This is a genomic window from Cohnella boryungensis, from assembly GCF_042651945.1.
Classification (GTDB): domain Bacteria; phylum Bacillota; class Bacilli; order Paenibacillales; family Paenibacillaceae; genus Cohnella; species Cohnella boryungensis.
Map to the genome: position 1 here is coordinate 54,841 of NZ_JBHSED010000005.1, position 19,960 is coordinate 74,800.

The 19,960-nt window shown below is 55.2% G+C and carries 23 protein-coding genes; 22 read left to right on the plus strand and 1 reads right to left on the minus strand.

The annotated features are described in order from the left end of the window. Positions 1–1,346 precede the first annotated feature (1,346 nt). The 16 genes from prsW to ACFO1S_RS04830 all read left to right on the plus strand — a co-directional run bounded on the left by prsW (position 1,347) and on the right by ACFO1S_RS04830 (position 15,002). On the plus strand, positions 1,347–2,042 hold the full coding sequence (gene prsW, locus ACFO1S_RS04755; RefSeq protein WP_204603373.1) for a glutamic-type intramembrane protease PrsW: 696 nt from the start codon (positions 1,347–1,349) through the stop codon (positions 2,040–2,042). 55 nt (positions 2,043–2,097) lie between these two features. Next, a complete protein-coding gene (locus tag ACFO1S_RS04760) occupies positions 2,098–2,256 on the plus strand; it encodes a hypothetical protein (protein WP_204603372.1) in 159 nt (52 codons plus the stop codon). Between the two features lie 116 nt (positions 2,257–2,372). After that, positions 2,373–3,734 (plus strand): germination protein YpeB, encoded by a 1,362-nt coding sequence (gene ypeB / locus ACFO1S_RS04765; protein WP_204603371.1) that lies wholly within the window; start codon positions 2,373–2,375, stop codon positions 3,732–3,734. Positions 3,735–3,863: 129 nt separating this feature from the next. Beyond that, entirely contained in the window at positions 3,864–4,514 is a 651-nt protein-coding gene (locus tag ACFO1S_RS04770) for a flagellar brake protein (RefSeq protein WP_204603370.1), read from the plus strand. A gap of 53 nt (positions 4,515–4,567) precedes the next feature. Further along, entirely contained in the window at positions 4,568–4,771 is a 204-nt protein-coding gene (locus ACFO1S_RS04775; RefSeq protein WP_204603369.1) for a hypothetical protein, read from the plus strand. 144 nt (positions 4,772–4,915) lie between these two features. Continuing rightward, the gene (gene cmk, locus ACFO1S_RS04780; protein ID WP_204603368.1) at positions 4,916–5,620 is read left to right on the plus strand and encodes a (d)CMP kinase; all 705 of its coding nucleotides are present in this window, start codon (positions 4,916–4,918) and stop codon (positions 5,618–5,620) included. A gap of 3 nt (positions 5,621–5,623) precedes the next feature. Further along, positions 5,624–6,211, plus strand: a complete 588-nt coding sequence (locus ACFO1S_RS04785) for a lysophospholipid acyltransferase family protein (RefSeq protein ID WP_204603367.1) — start codon at positions 5,624–5,626, stop codon at positions 6,209–6,211. A gap of 128 nt (positions 6,212–6,339) precedes the next feature. Next, positions 6,340–7,566, plus strand: coding sequence for a 30S ribosomal protein S1 (gene rpsA, locus ACFO1S_RS04790; protein ID WP_204603366.1), 1,227 nt, complete (start codon positions 6,340–6,342; stop codon positions 7,564–7,566). Between the two features lie 243 nt (positions 7,567–7,809). Beyond that, positions 7,810–9,645, plus strand: a complete 1,836-nt coding sequence (locus ACFO1S_RS04795; RefSeq protein ID WP_204603365.1) for an alkaline phosphatase — start codon at positions 7,810–7,812, stop codon at positions 9,643–9,645. 145 nt (positions 9,646–9,790) lie between these two features. Next, positions 9,791–10,417 carry a hypothetical protein gene (locus ACFO1S_RS04800; RefSeq protein WP_204603364.1) on the plus strand — a complete coding sequence of 209 codons (627 nt, stop codon included), beginning with the start codon at positions 9,791–9,793 and terminating at the stop codon, positions 10,415–10,417. After that, positions 10,417–11,334, plus strand: coding sequence for a YIEGIA family protein (locus ACFO1S_RS04805; protein ID WP_204603428.1), 918 nt, complete (start codon positions 10,417–10,419; stop codon positions 11,332–11,334). Before ACFO1S_RS04800 ends, ACFO1S_RS04805 begins: the two co-directional genes overlap by 1 nt. After that, positions 11,327–11,506: a capping complex subunit for YIEGIA gene (locus tag ACFO1S_RS04810; protein ID WP_204603363.1), complete on the plus strand. Its 180-nt coding sequence runs from the start codon at positions 11,327–11,329 to the stop codon at positions 11,504–11,506. The genes ACFO1S_RS04805 and ACFO1S_RS04810 overlap by 8 nt, the downstream gene beginning before the upstream one ends. A gap of 154 nt (positions 11,507–11,660) precedes the next feature. Next, on the plus strand, positions 11,661–12,983 hold the full coding sequence (gene der, locus ACFO1S_RS04815) for a ribosome biogenesis GTPase Der (protein ID WP_204603362.1): 1,323 nt from the start codon (positions 11,661–11,663) through the stop codon (positions 12,981–12,983). A gap of 11 nt (positions 12,984–12,994) precedes the next feature. Beyond that, a complete protein-coding gene (gene plsY, locus ACFO1S_RS04820; RefSeq protein ID WP_204603361.1) occupies positions 12,995–13,612 on the plus strand; it encodes a glycerol-3-phosphate 1-O-acyltransferase PlsY in 618 nt (205 codons plus the stop codon). Then, on the plus strand, positions 13,602–14,651 hold the full coding sequence (locus ACFO1S_RS04825; protein ID WP_204603427.1) for an NAD(P)H-dependent glycerol-3-phosphate dehydrogenase: 1,050 nt from the start codon (positions 13,602–13,604) through the stop codon (positions 14,649–14,651). Before plsY ends, ACFO1S_RS04825 begins: the two co-directional genes overlap by 11 nt. A gap of 78 nt (positions 14,652–14,729) precedes the next feature. Continuing rightward, positions 14,730–15,002, plus strand: a complete 273-nt coding sequence (locus tag ACFO1S_RS04830) for a stage VI sporulation protein F (RefSeq protein ID WP_204603360.1) — start codon at positions 14,730–14,732, stop codon at positions 15,000–15,002. Positions 15,003–15,178: 176 nt separating this feature from the next. On the opposite strand, the gene ACFO1S_RS04835 is transcribed toward ACFO1S_RS04830, so the two are convergent. Further along, positions 15,179–15,655, minus strand: coding sequence for a hypothetical protein (locus ACFO1S_RS04835; RefSeq protein WP_378126344.1), 477 nt, complete (start codon positions 15,653–15,655; stop codon positions 15,179–15,181). Positions 15,656–15,839: 184 nt separating this feature from the next. Between ACFO1S_RS04835 and ACFO1S_RS04840 the strand changes: the two genes are divergently transcribed. The 6 genes from ACFO1S_RS04840 to spoIVA all read left to right on the plus strand — a co-directional run bounded on the left by ACFO1S_RS04840 (position 15,840) and on the right by spoIVA (position 19,875). Further along, positions 15,840–16,055 (plus strand): DUF2768 family protein, encoded by a 216-nt coding sequence (locus ACFO1S_RS04840; RefSeq protein WP_378126345.1) that lies wholly within the window; start codon positions 15,840–15,842, stop codon positions 16,053–16,055. A gap of 24 nt (positions 16,056–16,079) precedes the next feature. Continuing rightward, positions 16,080–16,373, plus strand: a complete 294-nt coding sequence (locus ACFO1S_RS04845; RefSeq protein WP_204603358.1) for a 2Fe-2S iron-sulfur cluster-binding protein — start codon at positions 16,080–16,082, stop codon at positions 16,371–16,373. Positions 16,374–16,394: 21 nt separating this feature from the next. Continuing rightward, a complete protein-coding gene (locus ACFO1S_RS04850) occupies positions 16,395–16,997 on the plus strand; it encodes a nucleotidyltransferase family protein (protein ID WP_204603357.1) in 603 nt (200 codons plus the stop codon). Further along, the gene (locus ACFO1S_RS04855) at positions 16,994–17,350 is read left to right on the plus strand and encodes a 2Fe-2S iron-sulfur cluster-binding protein (RefSeq protein WP_204603356.1); all 357 of its coding nucleotides are present in this window, start codon (positions 16,994–16,996) and stop codon (positions 17,348–17,350) included. The genes ACFO1S_RS04850 and ACFO1S_RS04855 overlap by 4 nt, the downstream gene beginning before the upstream one ends. Further along, positions 17,341–18,117, plus strand: a complete 777-nt coding sequence (locus ACFO1S_RS04860) for a hypothetical protein (RefSeq protein ID WP_204603355.1) — start codon at positions 17,341–17,343, stop codon at positions 18,115–18,117. The genes ACFO1S_RS04855 and ACFO1S_RS04860 overlap by 10 nt, the downstream gene beginning before the upstream one ends. A gap of 279 nt (positions 18,118–18,396) precedes the next feature. Further along, the gene (spoIVA, locus tag ACFO1S_RS04865) at positions 18,397–19,875 is read left to right on the plus strand and encodes a stage IV sporulation protein A (RefSeq protein WP_204603354.1); all 1,479 of its coding nucleotides are present in this window, start codon (positions 18,397–18,399) and stop codon (positions 19,873–19,875) included. The last annotated feature ends 85 nt before the right edge of the window (positions 19,876–19,960 follow it).

The following is a 19,960-nucleotide window of genomic DNA, read 5'->3' on the forward strand; positions in this document are numbered from 1 at the left end:
CACAACAAAGCCCCGAATGAATCGGGGCTTTGTTGTGTTGTGTGCGCCCGGCATGGTCAATAGCTAGGTGGCGAAAGTTCACCATTACAGGCTTGGCAGCAGGGACTGTTAGCTGAAGGCAAGGGTGTCGGCCATGACGCCGAACCTGAAGGAAGCCGAGGCAAACCCTCGGTCTGACGAACAGATAATCACATAGAAGGCATGGTGAGACGGACGAGCTTGAACACCAACGCAAAGTCCAATACTGCCCGAATCTCATCATGTAGATGTGGCAGATGGATGAGGGGAAACTTATCGCTCTTACCCGAGGGAGGTCTCGCGGACGTAGAGTAGGAAAAAAAGAAACAAATGCCGCTCACGCCCCTCACTCTTGGGCATTAGTTCGCTTTTACACAACTAATGCCCGCTCACGCCCCTCACTCCGCGCGTTAGTTCGCTTTTACATAACAAATGCCCGCTCACGGCCCTCACTTTCGGGCATTAGTTCGCTTTTACATAACAAATGCCCGCTCACGGCCCTCACTCTCGGGCATTAGTTCGCTTTTACATAACAAATGCCCGCTCACGGCCCTCACTCTCGCGCGTTAGTTCACTTTTACATAACTAATGTCCGCTCACTCTCCCCATTTTCTCGCGCACTAGTTCACTTTTACATAAGGTTGCGGGAGCGCGGAGCATCGAAGCTCGGGGAGGAAGAGAAAAAGACGGTGCAAACGACCTGATGGAACGCATACTGAACAGAGACAATCTGAACCGAGCGTACAAGCAGGTCAAGCCAACCACGGATCGCCCGAAATCGACGAGACGACCGTCTAGGCAGCGCTACCGTGGCTGCGGGAAAACAGAGACGAGTTTTTGCACAGCATCCGGGAAGGCGCTACTTACGTAGCGGACATGAAGGGAATCTTGCATAATTGGAATGAATGGTTGCGAAGACGGATGAGAATATACATCTGGAAGCAGTGGAAGAAGCCGAGAACGATGGTGCAAAACTTGCGCAAGCTGGGAGTGCCGGAGTGGCAGGCTTACCCATGGGGAAACAAAAGGCTTGGATATTGGCGGATGCCGGTAGTGCGATACTGCAACGCTCTGTTACAAACGAAAAGCTCGCACAGGCACGGTATTATGACTTCTCTGCCCAATACGATGCGCTTAAGCGGGTTGAACCGCCGTATACCGAACGGTAAGTTACGAGGGTGTGAGAGGTCGGCTACTCACCTATGGGCAACCTCCTACTCGATTCGTGAAGCGGCGGATGTTCAAAAAAACCATATTTCACGAAAAGTTCTTTTTTTACGCGTCTCTTTTTGCTGTTATAATGAGAGAGTGAAGGGAGGGACGAAGGAATGCTGATCGTGTCGATCTTAGCGGCTTCGATCGTGCCGGGGATTGCGTTATTGGCTTATTTCTATTGGAAAGACCGCTATGACACCGAACCGGTCTCGGTCGTGCTGAAAATGTTCATGACCGGTGTTCTGATCGTTCTTCCGATTATGATCGTCCAGCGGAGTCTTGTTCTCTGGTGGGGCGAATCGCCGTTGACCTACTCTTTCATCATCTCCGCCGGAGTCGAGGAATTTTTCAAATGGTTCGTGCTGTATCATATCATTTATAACCACACCGAATTCGACGAGCCCTACGACGGGATCGTCTATGCGGTTGCCGTCTCGCTTGGCTTCGCTACGTTGGAGAACGTCCTATACGCCTTCCTGCAGCCTTCCACGATCGGCACGCTTTTCATGCGCGCGCTGCTTCCGGTCTCGGGACATGCTCTCTTCGGCGTATTCATGGGATATTATCTGGGCAAGGCCAAATTTTCCGTCGGCAAAAACGTCCGCAATTATTTGTGGCTTGCCTTGCTGTTTCCGATCGTCTGGCACGGGGTATACGACTTTATGCTGTTGACCGTCCCTTCTTCCTGGATCTGGCTGGCCGTTCCGTTTATGTTCATCCTGTGGTTCAGGGGGATGCGGATGGTGAACAGAGCGAATGCGGTTTCTCCGTTCCGCTTCCTGAAGCGGGAGGAAGAGATTAAATCCTGAGCGTTCCGTCCATACTGGGTGTGGAAACATCCGGCAGGAGGAGGAGCGAATAACGTTGTCGCAGCGTCTAAAGGTGACGATCAGATGCAATCGATGTCATGAGAAATTCGTCTTGCGCGGCCGCAAAGACCAGGGCCGAATTGATACGGGATTCAAGATGTGCCTTTGCAGCAATGCGGAGGATTTCGAGATTGTTGAGGAAGCGCTCGTCTAACGGAGCGCTTCCTTTTTTGTTTCGAGTCCGTTCATTAGAACGACCCGCGCATAATGTAGCCCACTTCTTCCCACAATAACGGCATCACATTGGGAATGAAAGGGGTCGGACTCTCCATGTATGCGCGTTTAAGTTCAATTATGTTCCCGATTGCGACGCTTCTGTTCGTCGGAGCCATCGTCTGGGGCTATCAGGAGCACCAGGAGAAGAACTCCGTGCTGATCAAGGCGGAGAATCAATATCAGCGTGCCTTTCACGATCTGAGCCATCATATGGGACGCTTGCACGACCAACTGGGGCAGACGCTGGCAGTATCCTCCGCCTCCCAGGGGATGCAGCGCAAAGGTTTGGTGAATGTGTGGAGGCTGACCAGCCAGGCGCAAAATGAAATCAACCAGCTGCCTCTTGCGCTGCTTCCCTTCAACAAGGCGGAGCAATTTCTATCCAGAATATCGAGCTTCGCCTACCGCACTGCGGTGAGGGATCTGTCGAAGCAGCCGCTTACGCCAGAAGAGATGAAGACGATGAAGACGCTCTATAAGACTGCGGAATCCGTCAATAATGAACTGGGCAAGGTCCAGGATTCAGTCATCAAGGACCGGCTTCGGTGGATGGACGTGGAAGTCGCGATAGCCAGCGAAAACGGGCCGAACGACAATACGATCATCGACGGTTTCAAGGCGATGGACAAGCAGATGGGCGCCTACCCCGAGGCGGATTGGGGGCCATCGGCCATGTCCTCCGACCGTAAGCTGAGCGATGCGGGACTGGACGGCAAGACGATGACGGCCGAGGAGATCAAGGCGCTGGCGGCGAAATTTTTGGGTCACCATGCCGCGATGGGCGAGATCGCGGTGAGGGAGGACGGCAGCAAGACGGATCTCCCCGTCTACTCCGTGTCCGTCAAGGGCAAGGACAAAGACGGCTCGTCGATCCAGATGGACTATACCCGCAAGGGAGGGCATTTGCTCTGGTTCATGAACTCCCGCGAAGTGAAAACGCGTAAGATCAACTTTGATACGGCCCGCAACAAAGGCTCGCAATTTCTGCTGCGCCACGATTACAAGAGCATGACGCCGATTACTTATGACGAATATGATCATGTGGCGGTGTTCACCTTTGCCCGGACGGCTGACAATGTAAGAATCTTCGCCGACAAGGTTACGGTCCGCGTGGCACTGGACAACGGAGAAATCGTCGGATTGCAGGCCAGCGACCATGTATTCGCGAAGAAGCTGCTTACTCCAGGCAAGGCCAAGCTTACGATGGAGCAAGCAAGAAAGGGCCTGAATCCCGACTTTCGGGTAGAAAACCATGCCTTGGCCGTTATCGAGAACGACCTGCGTCAGCCGACGCTGTGCCATGAATTTACGGGGAAGATCAACGATCATCGTTACCGGATCTTCATGAACGCGGAGACGGGCGAAGAGGAAAGCATCGAGGAAATCCCGAGCTCGGAGAAGACGATCTACCGCTGACTTGATCTTTGCGCCGCCTTTCTGAATTGCAGAGGCGGCGCATTTTCATTTCCGAAAAACATCCTCCGTGCTATACTGTGACATGTAGAGAGAACGTTCTCCGAACATGCATACTTGGAGGGTTTATGGGTGCTGCCTAAGATCAATCAAATGATGTACATACAAGCGGAAGCCGAGAATGGGGGGGAAGCCGTCACCTTGCGCTCTCGCGTGGCCGATATAGACGATCGCAACATCTATATCGAGATCCCGCTTAACGAGAAAACCCGTAAGCTGTACCGTACGCAGCAAGGGGAACGCCTGGAGCTGTACTTCTTTACCCATGACGGCGTGAAGCATCTGTTCTCCAGTTTTGTATCCGGCTTTCGCAAGGAAGCGGTCTCCCTTGTCGCCATCCGCAAGCCCGACCCGGAGGAAGTTACGAAGGATCAGCGCCGCAGCTACCTTCGCGTGGAGACCAATCTGGAGATTGCCGTTAAGCTCGGGGACAAGCTTCGCTTCGTTGCCGTGACCGAGGATATCGGAGGGGGCGGAGCTTCTTTTCTCTGCGAACGAAAGTGGCCGATCGAACCGAATGTCGTGCTCACATGTTGGCTATTATTAAGCTATAGGGGCGGTTCTCTCGCCCATGCCAAATTCGAAGGCGAGGTCGTTCGGATTATTCCCGTCGAGCCGGACAAGCATCTGGTCATGATGCGCTTCGCGGAAATATCGGATTCGGATCAGCAGAAGGTCATACGATACTGCTTTGAGCGCCAGCTCGATCAGCGCAAGGATTAGTTCCGCTGTCTCGGGCTTCTTCGGCGCAAGAAGCGCAGGGAGGCGCAATCGGAATGGCGGACAGGTCTGGGGCATGCGACAAGGAAGCGTTCGTCGCTTGGTCGGAGCGAATCGAAAGAATCATCGTAAAGGCGATCAAGCTGCTTGTCGTCCTGCTGATCGTCTCGCAGCTGGCGCTGCAAGTTCCGGCGCTGAGACATTGGCTGACGACGACGGACGATGCCGAAGGAATTCCTTACCGAAGCCTGGTTCAATAAGGCGAATATCGTTTTTTTTGCATACCGCAGTGCCGCTGTGGTATAATTTCCTCATTCCCTGCAGGCTTCGCCTGCCTTATTTTTTAAGTCAGCAAGCGCAACGCATCTATTGTTGTCGGCATGTAGGAGGCTAGCATTTCGTTTATGGACGCAACTCATTCTTTTCGGATTAATATCGCGATCGACGGACCCGCAGGCGCGGGAAAAAGCACGGTGGCGCGCAAGGTGGCAAGCGCTCTTCGCTATATCTACATAGACACCGGAGCGATGTATCGGGCGGTTACGCTTAAGGCGCTGGAGTCCGGCATTTCAACGGACGACGACAGCCGCGTCGGCCAATTGGCCGATGAGCTGGACATCGTTCTGTTGCCAGGCAGCGAATCGCAGCAAGTGATCGTGAACGGGGAGAATGTCACTTCGCGTTTAAGGACTCTGGACATTAATCGCAATGTATCTTACATTGCGCGCTTGTCCCGGGTTCGCAAGCGAATGGCTGATCTGCAGCGCAGGATGGCACTAGAGAAGGGCGTTGTCATGGACGGAAGGGATATCGGCACGCATGTTCTGCCGGATGCGGAGCTGAAGGTGTTCTTGACGGCCAGTCCTCGGGAAAGGGCCGAGCGGCGATTCAAGGAACTGGAGGCGGACGCGAACCTCACGCTCGACGAGCTGGAGAAGGAGATCGCGGAACGCGACCGTCTGGATCAGGAGCGGGAGATTGCGCCGCTGAGGCAAGCCGAGGACGCTCGTTTGCTTGATTCCACGGGAAAGACAGTGGACGAAGTGACGGAAGAAATTGTACAATGGGGACTTGCGGCGGCACGAACCCTTTTGGCGGAGGAGAAGTAAATTATGTTATACCTTACCGCACGGGCCATTCTCCGCGTCATCTATTACCTATTGTACCGGCTGGAAGCCAGAGGAATCGACAATATTCCCCGCGAGGGACCGGTCGTTCTGTGCAGCAACCACAAAAGCTTGCAGGATCCCATCACTTTGGGGGTTTGGGTACCCCGCAAAGTTCATTATATGGCGAAGGAAGAGCTGTTCCGCATTCCGATCTTCGGCAGGGCCATTCGAGCTGTAGGAGCTTTTCCGGTCAAGCGCGGCGGCGTAAGCAAAGAAGCGATCCGCACAGCGATCACGCTGCTGCAGGGCGGAAACGTGATGGGGATTTTTCCGGAAGGCACTCGCAATGAAACCGTCGGGATGGGCAAGAGGGGAGCCGTAACGATGGCTGCCCGCGCCAAAGCGATTGTCGTACCGGTTGCGCTCGTGGGAGAGTATCGCCTGTTTCGCAAGATGCTTGCGGTATATGGGGCTCCGATTGACCTGACGCCATACGTGGAACAGGGAACTTCCGAGGGAATGGAGCAGGCAACAGAGCTGATTATGGACAGAATCAAGGAAATGGTGAGAACGGGGAAGCCCGCATCCTAAGGAATGCATGTTTCCGGCAATAATCCTTCATACTAAATTTGATTCTGGCATTTTCGGGTAAGTAAGATTTAAGCGCCGCATGAAGCGGGTTTAAATAAAGTTGGGGTAGAACTGAGGAGGTAATTTTCATGTCTGAAGAAATCAACGTCCAGGAAACTGCGGCTGCAGAACCGGTGGCGGAAACCGTCAGCCAGGATGCGCTCGAGAATGTCGTAACCTTGAAGAAAGGGGACACCGTGAAAGGTACGGTGGTCAAAATCGACGACAATCAAGCCTACGTTAGCCTTGGATATAAATACGACGGAGTTATTCCGTTGCGCGAGCTGTCTTCCGTCAATCTAGACAACGCGAACGAGGCGGTTCAAATCGGCCAAGAGGTCGAAGCGAAAATCGTGAGCATCAACGATGCCAAGGAATCGCTTGTTCTCTCCAAGCGCCAAGCGGACGCTCCGCGCGCATGGGAAGAGCTGCAAGCCAAATTCGACTCCGGCGAAGCGTTCGAAGTGGCCATCACCGATGTCGTGAAGGGCGGACTCGTAGCCGATGTGGGCGTTCGCGGATTTATCCCGGCTTCCATGGTAGAGCGTCATTTCGTTGAAGATTTCAGCAGTTATAAGGGCCGCACGCTTAAGGTGAAAGTGAAAGAAATCGACCGCGAGAACAACAAGGTCATTCTTTCGGCCAAGGAAGTGCTGGATGCCGAGTACGAAGCGCAAAAGCAGCAGATCATGGGCAACCTGCAACCTGGTCAAGTGCTGGAGGGCAAAGTGCAGCGCCTGACTCCGTTCGGCGCATTCGTAGACATCGGAGGCATCGACGGACTCGTTCACGTTTCCGAGATGGCTTGGCAGCACGTTGCGCACCCTGCGGATGTCGTATCCGAAGGCCAAAGCGTGAAAGTAAAGGTTCTGAAAATCGATCCTTCGATCGGCAAAATCTCCTTGAGCATTAAAGCGGCTCAACCGGGCCCATGGGAAACGGCTCTCGGCCAATTCAACATCGGCGATGTCGTTACCGGCGTCGTGAAGCGCCTCGTCAGCTTCGGAGCATTCGTTGAGATCGCTCCAGGCGTCGAAGGACTCGTTCACATCTCGCAAATCGCTCACCGTCATGTGGCTACGCCTCATGAGGTGTTGAAGGAAGGGCAAGAAGTTCAAGCGAAAGTACTGGACTTCAACCCTGCCGAGAAACGCGTATCCTTGTCCATCAAGGAAACGGAAGAAGCGCCTGCCCGTCCGGAACGCGAAGCTCGCGCTCCGCGCGCTCCGCGCGAAGAAACGAACCTTCCTCCAGCGGAAAGCATGAGCTTTAACCTGGGAGAGCGTTTCGGCGACAAGCTGAGCAAATTCAAATAAGATGATTGACGGAACCCGCCCTAGTGGCGGGTTTTTTGTTCCACGATACAGACTTATTAGTTTCGTGCTTACTCTTACCTGTATCGTCTCCGCAAGCTTCTCCGGCTGTCAGAGGACGCCGAAGGCATTCTTGATTGGTACACCACACGATTTTACAAAGTAGGCCCTCCCATTTTCTCTTCGCTTAACAAATGGCGGCTATGATGATTAAGCAAGCCATTATAGAGCAGGAGGAAATGATGGATGTTTAACCTGAAGAAGAAACTGTCCGCATTTATGCTTACGCTTTCGTTAATCGCGACTTCCGGATTATCCGGGTTGTCGCAGGCATCTGCTGCAGATGCAGGTCCGGCTTTGACGATTCTGCCGATCGACCGGGCCATTATTCTCGCAGGGCAGAAATTCGATTTTCGCGTGGAGCTGAACGGAGCTATCGTCAAGAAGAGCGAGCTCAAGGTAACTGTGAACAACAAGGACGCGGAAGCTTATTTCGGCCGCGCGGGGACGTTCACGAACGCGAATGAGGACAGCTCGGAGCTGACCATCCGCCAAGTAAGCTTCCCTAAGGCGACGAACATCGCGATCAAGGCGGAGGCCAAGGTTGGCGGCAAGACGATCTCCAAAGTCGTACGCTATGAAGTGTACGAAGCGATAGGCAACAAGAAAAACGCCAAAAACGTCGTATTGATGATTGGCGACGGAATGAGCGCGAATATTCGCACGGCGGCCCGGGTCGTGTCCAAGGGCATTGACGAAGGGAAATTCAAAGGCTGGCTGGAGATGGAGCGAATGGATTTCATGGGGATGGTAACGACCTCCGGCATGGATTCTATCGTCACAGACTCCGCGAATTCGGCTTCGGCGTATGCCACTGGGCATAAGACGGCCGTTAATGCGGAGGGCGTGTATCCGGACAATACTTCGGACCCTCTTGACGATCCGCGCGTTGAAAACATTGTCGAGCTGGTCAAACGGACGAAGAACATGGCGACCGGGATCGTGACGACCTCTGATGTGACGGATGCGACGCCTGCGGCTATGGCGACTCACACCCGTAAGAGAAGCACCTCGGAAGAAATCGTCAATATGTTCCTTGAAGCCGGCTCGCGTCCGGACGTACTGATGGGCGGCGGACTGGAGTGGTTCCTGCCCGAAAGCGAAGGCGGCAAGCGCAAGGATGGCGCCAACAAGATAGACGCTTTCAAATCGGCCGGATACTCTTACGTCACCAATGCGACAGAGCTGAATAAAGCGACCAGCTCGAGCAAGCTGCTAGGCTTGTTCAAGAAGGGCAACATGAACGTCTACTTCGATCGCGAGTATACGAAGCCTGTCAATGCAAGCATTGTGGGCAAGGACACAGATCAGCCGACGCTCATGGAAATGACGACGCAAGCCCTGAATGCGCTGGGCAAAAACAAAAACGGATTCTTCCTGATGATCGAGGCGGCTTCCATTGACAAAATGGCCCATCCGATGGATTTCGAGCGCCTGATCTGGGACACGATCGAATTCGACCAGACGGTTGGATTGGTAAAGCAATATGCGGCTAAGCATCCCGACACTCTGATCATCGTAACGGCGGATCACGGCCACTCGATGACGCTGAACGGAAGCTACAATACGGCAGCGGCCGAAGGCAAAACCGGAGAAGAATTGCGCGAGCTCGTAGGCACTTATGCGGACTCGAAGTTTCCTACGTATTCCGATGCCGACAAGGACGGCTTCCCGGACAATCCGGATTCGGACTGGAAGCTTGCCGTCGGCTGGGGCAATCATCCCGATTACAATGAGGATTTCCTGACGAACCCCGTTCCGATCAGCCCAACCATTCAGGATCCTAATGTGAAGGACAAGGCATGGTATATTGCCAATCCCGACAAGGACCCGAACGGCATTCACCTGCCCGGCAATATTCCCCATGACGAGTCGGTTGAAGTGCATACGTTCGATGATGTGCCGATCAACGCATCGGGACCGGGAGCGGACAAATTCGCGGGTTACATGGACAATACCCAGGTGTTCCGCAACATTGTCAGCGCGCTTGGAATTAAGGCCGTCTCAAAATCAACCAAATAAACAATAGCAGCAGAGGGAAAACGGTCTCCGGGAGGAGATCGTTTTTTTCTGCATGAAGAACAATGAGGAAGCGTTGGGCTTCTTTGTCGACTGAGGCATGGTTTAACGTCTGGAAGGCGCATACTAGCCAGAAGGAGGTGGAGAAATGTCGCCGATCTATGGAGCGATATTCTTATGGCTGATCGCGACCATTCTTTGGTGGAGCGGATGGAAGGAGGAAGCGGCCGAGGATTTGCCGCAATGGGCCGTAGGTCTTTTCCTTGCGGGATGGCCGTTGACTCTGCTGGCTAGATTGGATATTCCGGCAGTTACAGTCAACGGGGCATGGGCATGGACGTTTCTGTCGATTGCGGCGATGGCCTGTCGAATGGTCCCTAATCGCAGATGGGCGGCTGTCGCGCTGGGATTACTGCTGGCGTCGATTGCGATCGTGGTAGGCAGACTGCTTTTGATCCCGAATGGCTTGTCCTACCAGCTCTCGCCGTGGGTGATCTCGATCGCGCTCGGATGCTTGACGGCCATGCTGTTTCGCTCTGCGGCCGAACAGCTATTGGCGATCTCTGTCAGCCTCCTCCTGAGCGAAGCTGCGTTGAGTCTTACACAGGCCGCTGCGGACTTGCCTTCGGAGCTTCGGTCCCTGCAAGGTCTGGAGAAGTGGTGGCTTACGCTCTTCTGCGCCCGGCTGTGGACATTGGCGGTCAGAAGGCTGAGCGAGCAAACGCGTAGACGGACGATCAGAATCAACGGCCGGAAGGGAGGCTACCGTTCATGATGCTGGATTGGCTGCACTCGCATAAGGAGTTTACTGCTGTGGTGATGGGAACCGCCTTCGGGATGGCCGCGCGGCTTTCGATGCTGCGAAGCGATTATCGGCAATATCCCGCGTACCCGCACGGCAAAATCGTCCATCTGGCGCTCGGATTAATCGCCGGAGCGCTGGGCGCTGTCGCGGTTCCCGCATTGTACAATAAGGATTATACGGCGATTACCTTCCTGTCCCTTGCCGCTCAGCAATTCCGCGAGGTTCGCAATATGGAGCGCAATACGTTGAACGCGATCGATCATTTGGAGCTGGTGCCCCGAGGGGCGGCTTACATCGAAGGTATTGCCGTCGTATTCGAGGGGCGCAATTATTTGGCGATCCTGGCCGCCTTCCTGACCAGTCTGTCTACCCAGACGGCAGGATGGCAGGGAGGGCTGGTCGCAGGAATCCTGTCGCTGTTGGCGGCTCACTGCTTCATGAAGGGCAAGAAGATTTCCAGCATTGCCACCGTGGAGAGGGCGACGGTCCGACTGGATGGACCGAATCTGTATGTCGGCGAGGTCTATATGATGAATGTCGGGCTGGAGGAGAACCGGGAGATTATCCGGGAGCAGGGAATGGGCTTTATTCTGACTCCGCGCAGCGATGACGCCAAAGTGACGATTGCCAATCTGGGTCAGCGGCAAGCGATCCTGCACGACGTCTCCACGCGTCTGGGAGTCTATCGCGACGACGGCGATCCGGCGCTGCTGCCGATGGCCAAGCTGGGCCTGAAGACTGGCAAGCTGGGCGTTCTCGTGCTGCCGCGTGAGAAGGACCGGGATAAAGCCTGGCAGGCGGTGAGCGGAGTGCCGCTGCTCGAGGCTGCGGTCCGCAAGCCTACAAAAGCAAACCGCAAGAGCACGGGGGAGGGCGCGAATGGCTAGAATCGTGGGGATAGTGACGACGAAGCGAGACAGTGCGGGCGGCGGCGCTCCGATCTTCTATGCGGAGGATAGGGCGCAGCTTGAGGCGGTTGCCCATCTTCTGGAGAAGGTGCTGGATTGTGCGGCGCACGCGCTGAATGAAGACTTGTTTATTGTCGTGGATCGGCATTGAGGGAGATTGAAGCCTTTTCCGCAAGGGCTCCGCATGGCAGAATGCCAATAATCGTTAGCCATTCCGGTCAATTTTTGATATGATAAAATTTGTGGTTGTTTCTGACGCCCGGCCTGGCTATGGCGATTGGCTGACATGTTGAGGAGTGGAAAATATGGCTAGACCCATTATTGCAATCGTAGGAAGGCCTAACGTAGGGAAATCTACGATTTTTAACCGGATTATCGGCGACAGGCTTGCCATTGTAGAGGATAAGCCTGGCGTAACGAGAGACCGGCTTTACGGAACTGCGGAATGGAACGGACGTTCCTTTAACGTTATCGATACCGGAGGTATCGAAATCGACGGAGAGGACAGCCTGCTGCGTTCGGTTCGGATGCAGGCAGAGCTCGCCATCGAGGAAGCCGATGTCATCATCTTTATGGTCGATGCGAAGGCTGGAGTGACGAACGCGGACGAAGAGGTCGCCCAGATGCTGTTTCGTTCGCGCAAGCCGATCGTTCTTGGCGTTAACAAAGTCGATAATCTGCAGCGGATGGACGACATTTACGAGTTTTACTCGCTCGGCTTCGGCGATCCGCTGCCGCTATCCGGCTCCCACGGTACAGGTATCGGCGATTTGCTGGATGCCGCGGTCATCAAGCTTCCGACGAAAGAAGATCAAGAGTATAACGACGACGTCATCAAGGTGGCGCTGATTGGCCGTCCCAACGTAGGGAAGTCCTCTCTCGTTAACGCGATCCTAGGCGAAGAACGCGTTATCGTGAGCAATATGGCGGGCACGACGCGCGATGCCATCGATACGCCGTTCGAGAAGGACGGCCAGAAATACGTTCTGATCGATACGGCCGGGATGCGCAAGCGCGGCAAGGTGTACGAATCGACGGAAAAGTACAGCGTGATGAGAGCGATGCAAGCGATCGAGCGCGCGGATGTCGTGCTGGTGGTCATCAACGGCGAAGAGGGCATCATCGAGCAGGATAAGCATATTGCCGGTTACGCCCACGAGAACGGCAAAGCGGCGATATTCGTCGTCAACAAATGGGATGTCGTCGAGAAGAACGACAAGACGATGCAGCATTTCACCAATTCGATCCGGGAGCAATTTCTGTTCATGACCTACGCTCCCGTAGTCTTCTTGTCCGCGTTGACAAAGCATCGCTTGCCGAAGCTGTTCCCGGTCATCGATCGGGTGGCCGAGCAGCATGCTTTGCGCGTGCCGACCAATGTGCTTAACGACATCTTATCCGATGCGGTAGCGATTAATCCTCCGCCTACGGACAAGGGCAGAAGACTGCGAATCAACTATATGACGCAGATCGCGGTTAAGCCGCCGACGATGCTCATCTTCGTGAACGACCCCGAATTGATGCATTTTTCTTACGAGCGTTATCTGGAGAACAAGATTCGCGCCGCATTTGCCTTCGAGGGCACGCCGCTGCGCTTGTTCACGCGTAAGAAATCCGATCAGGAATAGGAGCGACCGGGGTGCTGAATTCAACGATTGCGATACTTATCAGCTATTTGTTAGGCTCGATTTCATTTAGTATTTTGTTTGCGAGATGGCTTCGAAAGATTGATATTCGCGAGCATGGCAGCGGCAATGCGGGGGCAACGAACACGCTTCGGGTGCTCGGCAAAGGACCGGCAATCTGCGTATTTCTGCTCGATATCGCCAAGGGCTCCGCAGGTGTCTTGATCGGGCTGTGGCTTGGAGACGGCGGCGATTGGGTGGCGGTTGCGTGCGGCTTGGCGGCAATCGGGGGACATAACTGGCCGGTCTTCTTCCGCTTCAAGGGTGGCAAAGGCATTGCGACGACCGTTGGCGCTCTCGTTGTCTGGGCGTTTCTGCCGACGCTGATTGCGGGAATCGTCGCGATTGCCCTCATCGCGCTTACGCGTTACGTTTCGCTGGGCTCGATCGTTTTTGCGGCGCTTCTGCCCGTTTTATTTTTTCTGTTCGGATTGCATGCGGCTTTCATCTGGGGGGCGCTTGTCGTCGCGCTGCTGGCGATTGTCCGTCATCGGAACAATATCGTCAAGCTGTTGAACGGAACGGAGAACAAGCTGGGAGGCGGAAAAAAGAGTGAACCTCATGGCGCTTAAGAAGGTAGCCGTCATCGTTGCGGGAAGCTGGGGAACGGCGCTTGCGCGAGTGCTGGCGGACAACGGACACCGCGTCATGCTCTGGACGCGCAAAGCGGCCCAAGCGGATGAGATCAATCGCCTGCGCCGCAACGAGAAATTTCTGCCCGGCGCCGAGCTGCCGGAGGGGATCACGGCGACGACCGACATGGCCGAGGCGGTCGCGGACGCGGCGGCGGTGCTGTTCGTGGCCCCTTCATCGGCGATGAGAGACGTTGCGCGCCAGGCATCCCCGTATATTCCCGAGAACGCCTTGGTCGTCCATGCGACGAAAGGCTTCGAAAGCGAAAGCCTGAAGCGGATGTCGGTCGTGCTGTCCGAGGAGCTCGGCCGTCCGGAGAATACGATTGTCGTGCTGTCCGGGCCAAGTCACGCCGAGGAGGTCATCCAGCGTCATCCGACGACGATCGTCGTCGCTGCGAAGGACATCTCCTGCGCCGAAACGGCGCAGGATCTCTTCATGAACCAATCCTACTTCCGCGTCTATACGAACCCGGATTTTATCGGCGTTGAGACGGCCGGCGCGATCAAGAATATTATTGCGCTCGGGGCAGGCCTGTCCGACGGGCTTGGCTTCGGCGACAATGCCAAGGCCGCGTTAATTACGCGCGGACTCGCGGAAATCTCCCGTCTGGGGGAAGCGATGGGCGCGAATCCGCTGACGTTCGCCGGACTGGCGGGCGTCGGGGATTTGATCGTCACCTGCACAAGCCAGCATAGCCGGAACTGGAGAGCGGGCTCTATGCTCGCACAGGGCTTGCCCTTGTCGGAGGTGCTGGAGAGGATGGGCATGGTCGTCGAAGGCGTGAGAACGACGAAAGCGGCTTATGCGTTAGCCCGTCAGCATGAGGTCGAGATGCCGATTACGGATCAGCTTCACGCCGTGCTGTTCGAGGGCCTGTCGCCGGAAAGCGCCGTCGGCGCTTTAATGGGGCGCGTCCGGACGCATGAGATCGAGGAGGTCGCTGTCAACCCGTCGGCCCGCCACTCTGGAGCTTGAACAAACGAGTTATGCAGCCCACACGCTTCTTCCGTTCTCCTCATAGGATGCAGTGCATCTACCCGGAGGAGGGGAAGCATGGACAAATTTCCGAAGGATCTACTCGGCGCAGTGAACAAAAAAGCGGGAAAAAACATTTCCGAAAACTCGATCAAAAAAATCGCTAGCGGCATCACGCCCAGTACGTTGCAAAGCGAAGCCCAGATTAAGCAATTAATCCGGCAAGTATCGGCGATGGCGAACATTCCCGTATCCGACGAAACGATAAAGGAAATCGTAGCAACCGTCAAAAAAAGCGGGATGAACCTGAACAGTCTGGAATCGCTCGTCAAGATGATGGTCAAGAAATAAGCGGGCTGTACAGCAAAACCCGCGCAAGTCCGCTTTGCATGAGCGGCTTGCGCGGGTTTTGTTCACGATACAGACTTTATAAGTTTCACGCTTCTGCCTCCGAAAGCTTCTCCGGCTGTCAGAGGACGCCGGAGAAGCTTTGCTTGGTTGTGGGGAGAGAGCCCCTTCAGGGGCTCTTAGCTTTGAGAATATCTTTTTGGGATCGTCCATGCGGCTATGACAGCCAAAGCGATCCACAGCACGTCGTACAATTGGAACATATCCTTGAAATGAAAGTCAATTTCAAAGCCGGCGGGAAGGTCCGCGCCAAGCAGAGAGAGCTGTTCGTCAATATCTTTCTTGACCAAGTAGTAGGTCAAGTATTTTCCGCCCAGCACACCGACCAAAGCGAACACGACGGCGATGATCTGATGTGCTGCGGTAACGTTTTTCTTGGCAAGAAAGGCCACAATGAAGCCCACGAGCGCCCCGATGGCTGAGGCGAGAATTTGAAGCTCGTACTCGCCGTAATAAGCGATGAGCGCCCATACAACGGCCCCAACGACGGCGGCGACCAGTGCGCCTCCCAAGATAAGAACGTTTGAAGCGGGTGCAGTATTCTGTTGCGTAGTGTCTGGCGTGATGTCGTACTCGATTCTAGGCTGATTTTCCAATGTTTCCACCCTTTCGGCATAGTAAAAACTTTCCAAAATAGTTATTCTGCATCAGGAAACATAATCCTTCTTTCCTCGACAAAAAATCGACAATATTTTTTGGTGGCGGTTTTTTTGTCAAGACTTGCGACCAATGGTATAATATTAAGCATTTGAGCATGTTAGAGGACAGGGGACTAAGAATATGGCTCTGATGTTGCAAACCTTCGCGGCGGCCAAGCTGGACGCGATGAGCAAGATGTGGGTATCGATGATCGGAATCGGATTGATGGTGCTTGCGGCGCTGATCATCACCTACGCCCGGAACAAGACGAAGGGCTGGATTCGCCTCGTTCTGACGCTGGTAGCGGTTGTTCTCTTGATCTATGGAGTGATCTGCGGACTTATTTCTATTATATAGCTTAGCTTGCGGAGGATATGAAAGATGATTACGCTAACCGGACGAACCCTTACGAAAACGGTAGAAGCCCGGATAGGCTCTACCCTCTTGCAGCATGCGCAGGATGAGGGCATTGACTGGCAGTTCAACTGCTCCAGAGGGACATGCGCCAAATGCCGATGCCTTGTGCAGGAGGGCTTTGAGCTGCTGTCGGAATCAAGCGACGCCGAGTGGGATCGATTGGGGCCCGAGGAGCTGGAGGCGGGATATCGCTTGGGCTGTCAGGCATACGTCGAGCGCGAGGGATCGATCAAAGCGGTAAACAAGACTTATTTCTAAGCTGGGAAACGGATGTGGCCGATGATGGCGAATGAACTGCCCGTGATAGCTCTTGCGGAGCTGGCGGCTATATTTAGAGACGTTGACGCGCGATATGTCATCGGGGGCAGTACGGGATTGGCGCTGCGAGGAGCAGAGCTTGATCGCGCGCCAAGGGATCTGGATCTATATGCGGACGGGCCGGAGATCGAGGCCGTTCACGCGAAGCTGACGGACTACTGCCTGGATGCGCCCGAGCCCGACGAGACGGAGCGCTACCGCTCAATCTTGTCGCACTACACGATCGGAGACACGATGATTGAGCTGGTCGGAGACTTCTGCGTCAAGGCAAGGGGGTCTGTATACCGGACGGAGGTAAATGAGCTTCTGTACCCGGACTGCGACTGGATTGCTCTCGATGGCGCAACGATGCCGGTCGTGCCGTTGGGGCATGAGCTGATCTTTAATCTGCTGAGGGAGCGTCAGGATCGCGCGTGCGTAGCGGGCAGATTGATCGCAGAGAATCCTTCGAGGCATATGCCGATTCTGAAAAAGCTATTAAGCAGAAATCGTCTGGCGGCCAGTATCGAGGCAGAGGCTCTGGCGTTGGCGGATGCCCGGTTGCCGGAGAGGGATGGGCTATGACACACAGAAACTCGGTGACGTTCGAGCCTGATGGGCGCACCGTGTCCGTCAGACCCGGCACGACGCTGCTGGAGGCTTCCCGAAGGGCGGGAGTGAGCATTCGCACACGCTGCGGTGGCGTAGCGGGATGCTTGATGTGCAAGGTTCACATCGAGGACGATCAGGCCGGCCGATTGAGACCTCCGACTCCCGCCGAGACGCGCAAGCTGGGCCACTTGCTCTCGGAAGGCATGCGCCTGTCGTGTCAGGCTCGCACAAGCGGCGATGTGACCGTAACGGTTCCCGAGGACCCGCTTAAGGCGGCGATTCGCAAGAAGCTGGCGGAGCAGCAGGAGGACGATTGGTGGAGTTGACTGCAAGTGAAGGGATTCGGGAGGACTTGACGATGCACGGATGGAAATGGCGCAAGGCGCTTGCTTGGAGCATGACAGGGCTGCTTCTGGTCACGCTGACCGGCTGTCTATACCCCGAGGATCAATCTCCGGGGAACAATATTTCGGCCAGAGAGGCTATAACTGCCGTCCAGACTGCGGTAGATCGCTATCGGGACGATTCCGGTCTGCTGCCGATTCAGAATGCGAGCGAAGAGACGCCGCTTTACGAGAAATACAAGGTCGATTTTGGCAAGCTTAAGCGAATGGGCTACTTGTCGCAGATCCCGGCTGCAGCCTTCGAGAGCGGGGGCGGCTATCAATTCCTGATTATTGACGAAGAGTCGGACAAGCCTCAGGTGAAGCTGCTGGATCTGGCCGTATTCCAAGCGGTAGGGGACGTTCAAAGAAAAGTAACCGCGTATCGCGCGGCCAATGGCAAACGCAATCCTGCGGGAGATGAGGTTTATCCGGATTTTCATGCCATCGATTTTGCCAGGCTGGGAATCGCCTCCCCGGAAATTCGCAGCATGTATTCGCGGCAAACGCTGAATTGGCTTGTGGACGGGCAGGGGAACGTCTACGCCGACTACGGAGTCGACGTCGCAACAGCGGTAGAGAAGACGAATAAGGAGCCCGCGGCAAGCGAGGATCTCCGTCGCGCGCTGATCGAAGCCTCCTATTATGTGCCGGTTCGATCTCCAGCTTACCGCTGGATCGACGGAGAACCGAGAGCGGCGCGGCCGTAGCCTTCCTTGGCCCTGCGCAACGACTCTAGCGAGCGGAAGGTTTCTATTCTTTCATAAAAATGTTAAGGGAGATGACATACGCGTCTCTCTTTTTTCATATGCTCATGAGGGAAACAAAGGCGGGCCGGCGGGCGTAAGCCGGCTGGGCAAACATTTTGTGCGGACGGCGTCATAATCGGGACATTCGCACATACAATGTTACCAGTCCAAGTTCGTGTACGAGTTCCGCCCTGACGGCGGGTCACGACAGTTTCGCGATTACGATGGGAGGGAATCTCAGTGGAAAAAGTGGACATTTTCAAAGATATTGCCGAACGCACAGGAGGCGATATCTACCTCGGGGTCGTGGGCGCCGTCCGCACGGGCAAATCGACCTTTATCAAGCGTTTTATGGAAACCGTTGTCTTGCCGAATATCGCCCTGGAGGCCGATCGGGTCAGAGCGATCGACGAGCTGCCCCAAAGCGCGGCGGGAAGAACGATTATGACGACGGAGCCGAAGTTCGTGCCGAACAACGCGGTGCAGCTTAGGGTCGCCGAGGGGCTGGATGTGAACGTTCGTCTGGTCGATTGCGTCGGCTATACGGTCGAGGGAGCCAAAGGCTTCGAGGACGAAGGCGGGCCGAGAATGATTACGACGCCTTGGTTCGAGGATCCGATTCCGTTCCAGGAAGCGGCCGAGATCGGCACGCGCAAGGTGATTCAGGAGCACTCGACGCTGGGAGTCGTCGTCACGACGGACGGCACGATCTCCGAGATTCCGCGCAACTCCTATCTGGAGGCGGAAGAGCGCGTCGTTAACGAGCTGAAGGAAGTCGGGAAGCCGTTCGTGCTGCTCGTCAACTCCGCTAGGCCGAAGAGCGAAGAGGCTCAGGCGCTGCGGAACGAGCTGGCCATTAAATACGATATCCCGGTCATGGCGGTCAGCGCCGCAACGATGGGCGAGGAAGACGTCATGGGCGTTCTGCGCGAGGTGCTGTACGAATTCCCCGTGCACGAAGTCAACGTAAATCTGCCTAGCTGGGTTATGGTTCTGAACGAAGGCCATTGGCTGCGTACGGCTTACGAAAATTCCGTCCGCGAGACGGTGAAGGATATTCGGCGGCTCAGAGACGTCGAGCGGGTCGTCGCCCAGTTCATGGAGTATGAATTCGTTGCCCGTGCCGGTCTCAGCGGCATGAACATGGGGCAAGGGGTTGCGGAGATCGATCTGTACGCCCCGGACGAACTGTATGACAAAATCTTGATGGAAGTGGTCGGAACCGAGATTCGCGGCAAGGACCATCTCCTTCAGCTGATGCAGGAGTTTTCCCATGCGAAGCGGGAATACGATCGCTTCTCCGAAGCGCTGGAGATGGTCAAGACAACCGGCTACGGCATCGCGGCCCCTTCCCTCGCGGAGATGGAGCTCGACGAGCCGGAGCTGATTCGCCAAGGCTCCCGCTTCGGAGTAAGGCTGAAAGCGACGGCGCCTTCGATCCACATGATTCGCGTGGACGTCGAGTCCGAGTTCGCGCCGATTATCGGCACGGAGAAGCAAAGCGAAGAGCTGGTTCGCTATCTGATGCAAGACTTCGAGAAGGACCCGATCAAAATCTGGGAGTCCGACATTTTCGGCCGCTCGCTGCATTCGATTGTCAGAGAGGGCATTCAAGGCAAGATTGCCATGATGCCGGACAACGCCCGCTACAAGCTGCAGGAGACGCTCGGGCGAATTATTAACGAAGGCTCCGGCGGCCTCATCGCAATTATCCTATAAGCTTGCCGACTGCAACCGGAACGTCCAAGAGGCGTTCCGGTTATTGGCGTGCCTATCGCCGCGCGATTCGACATAATTCGATACA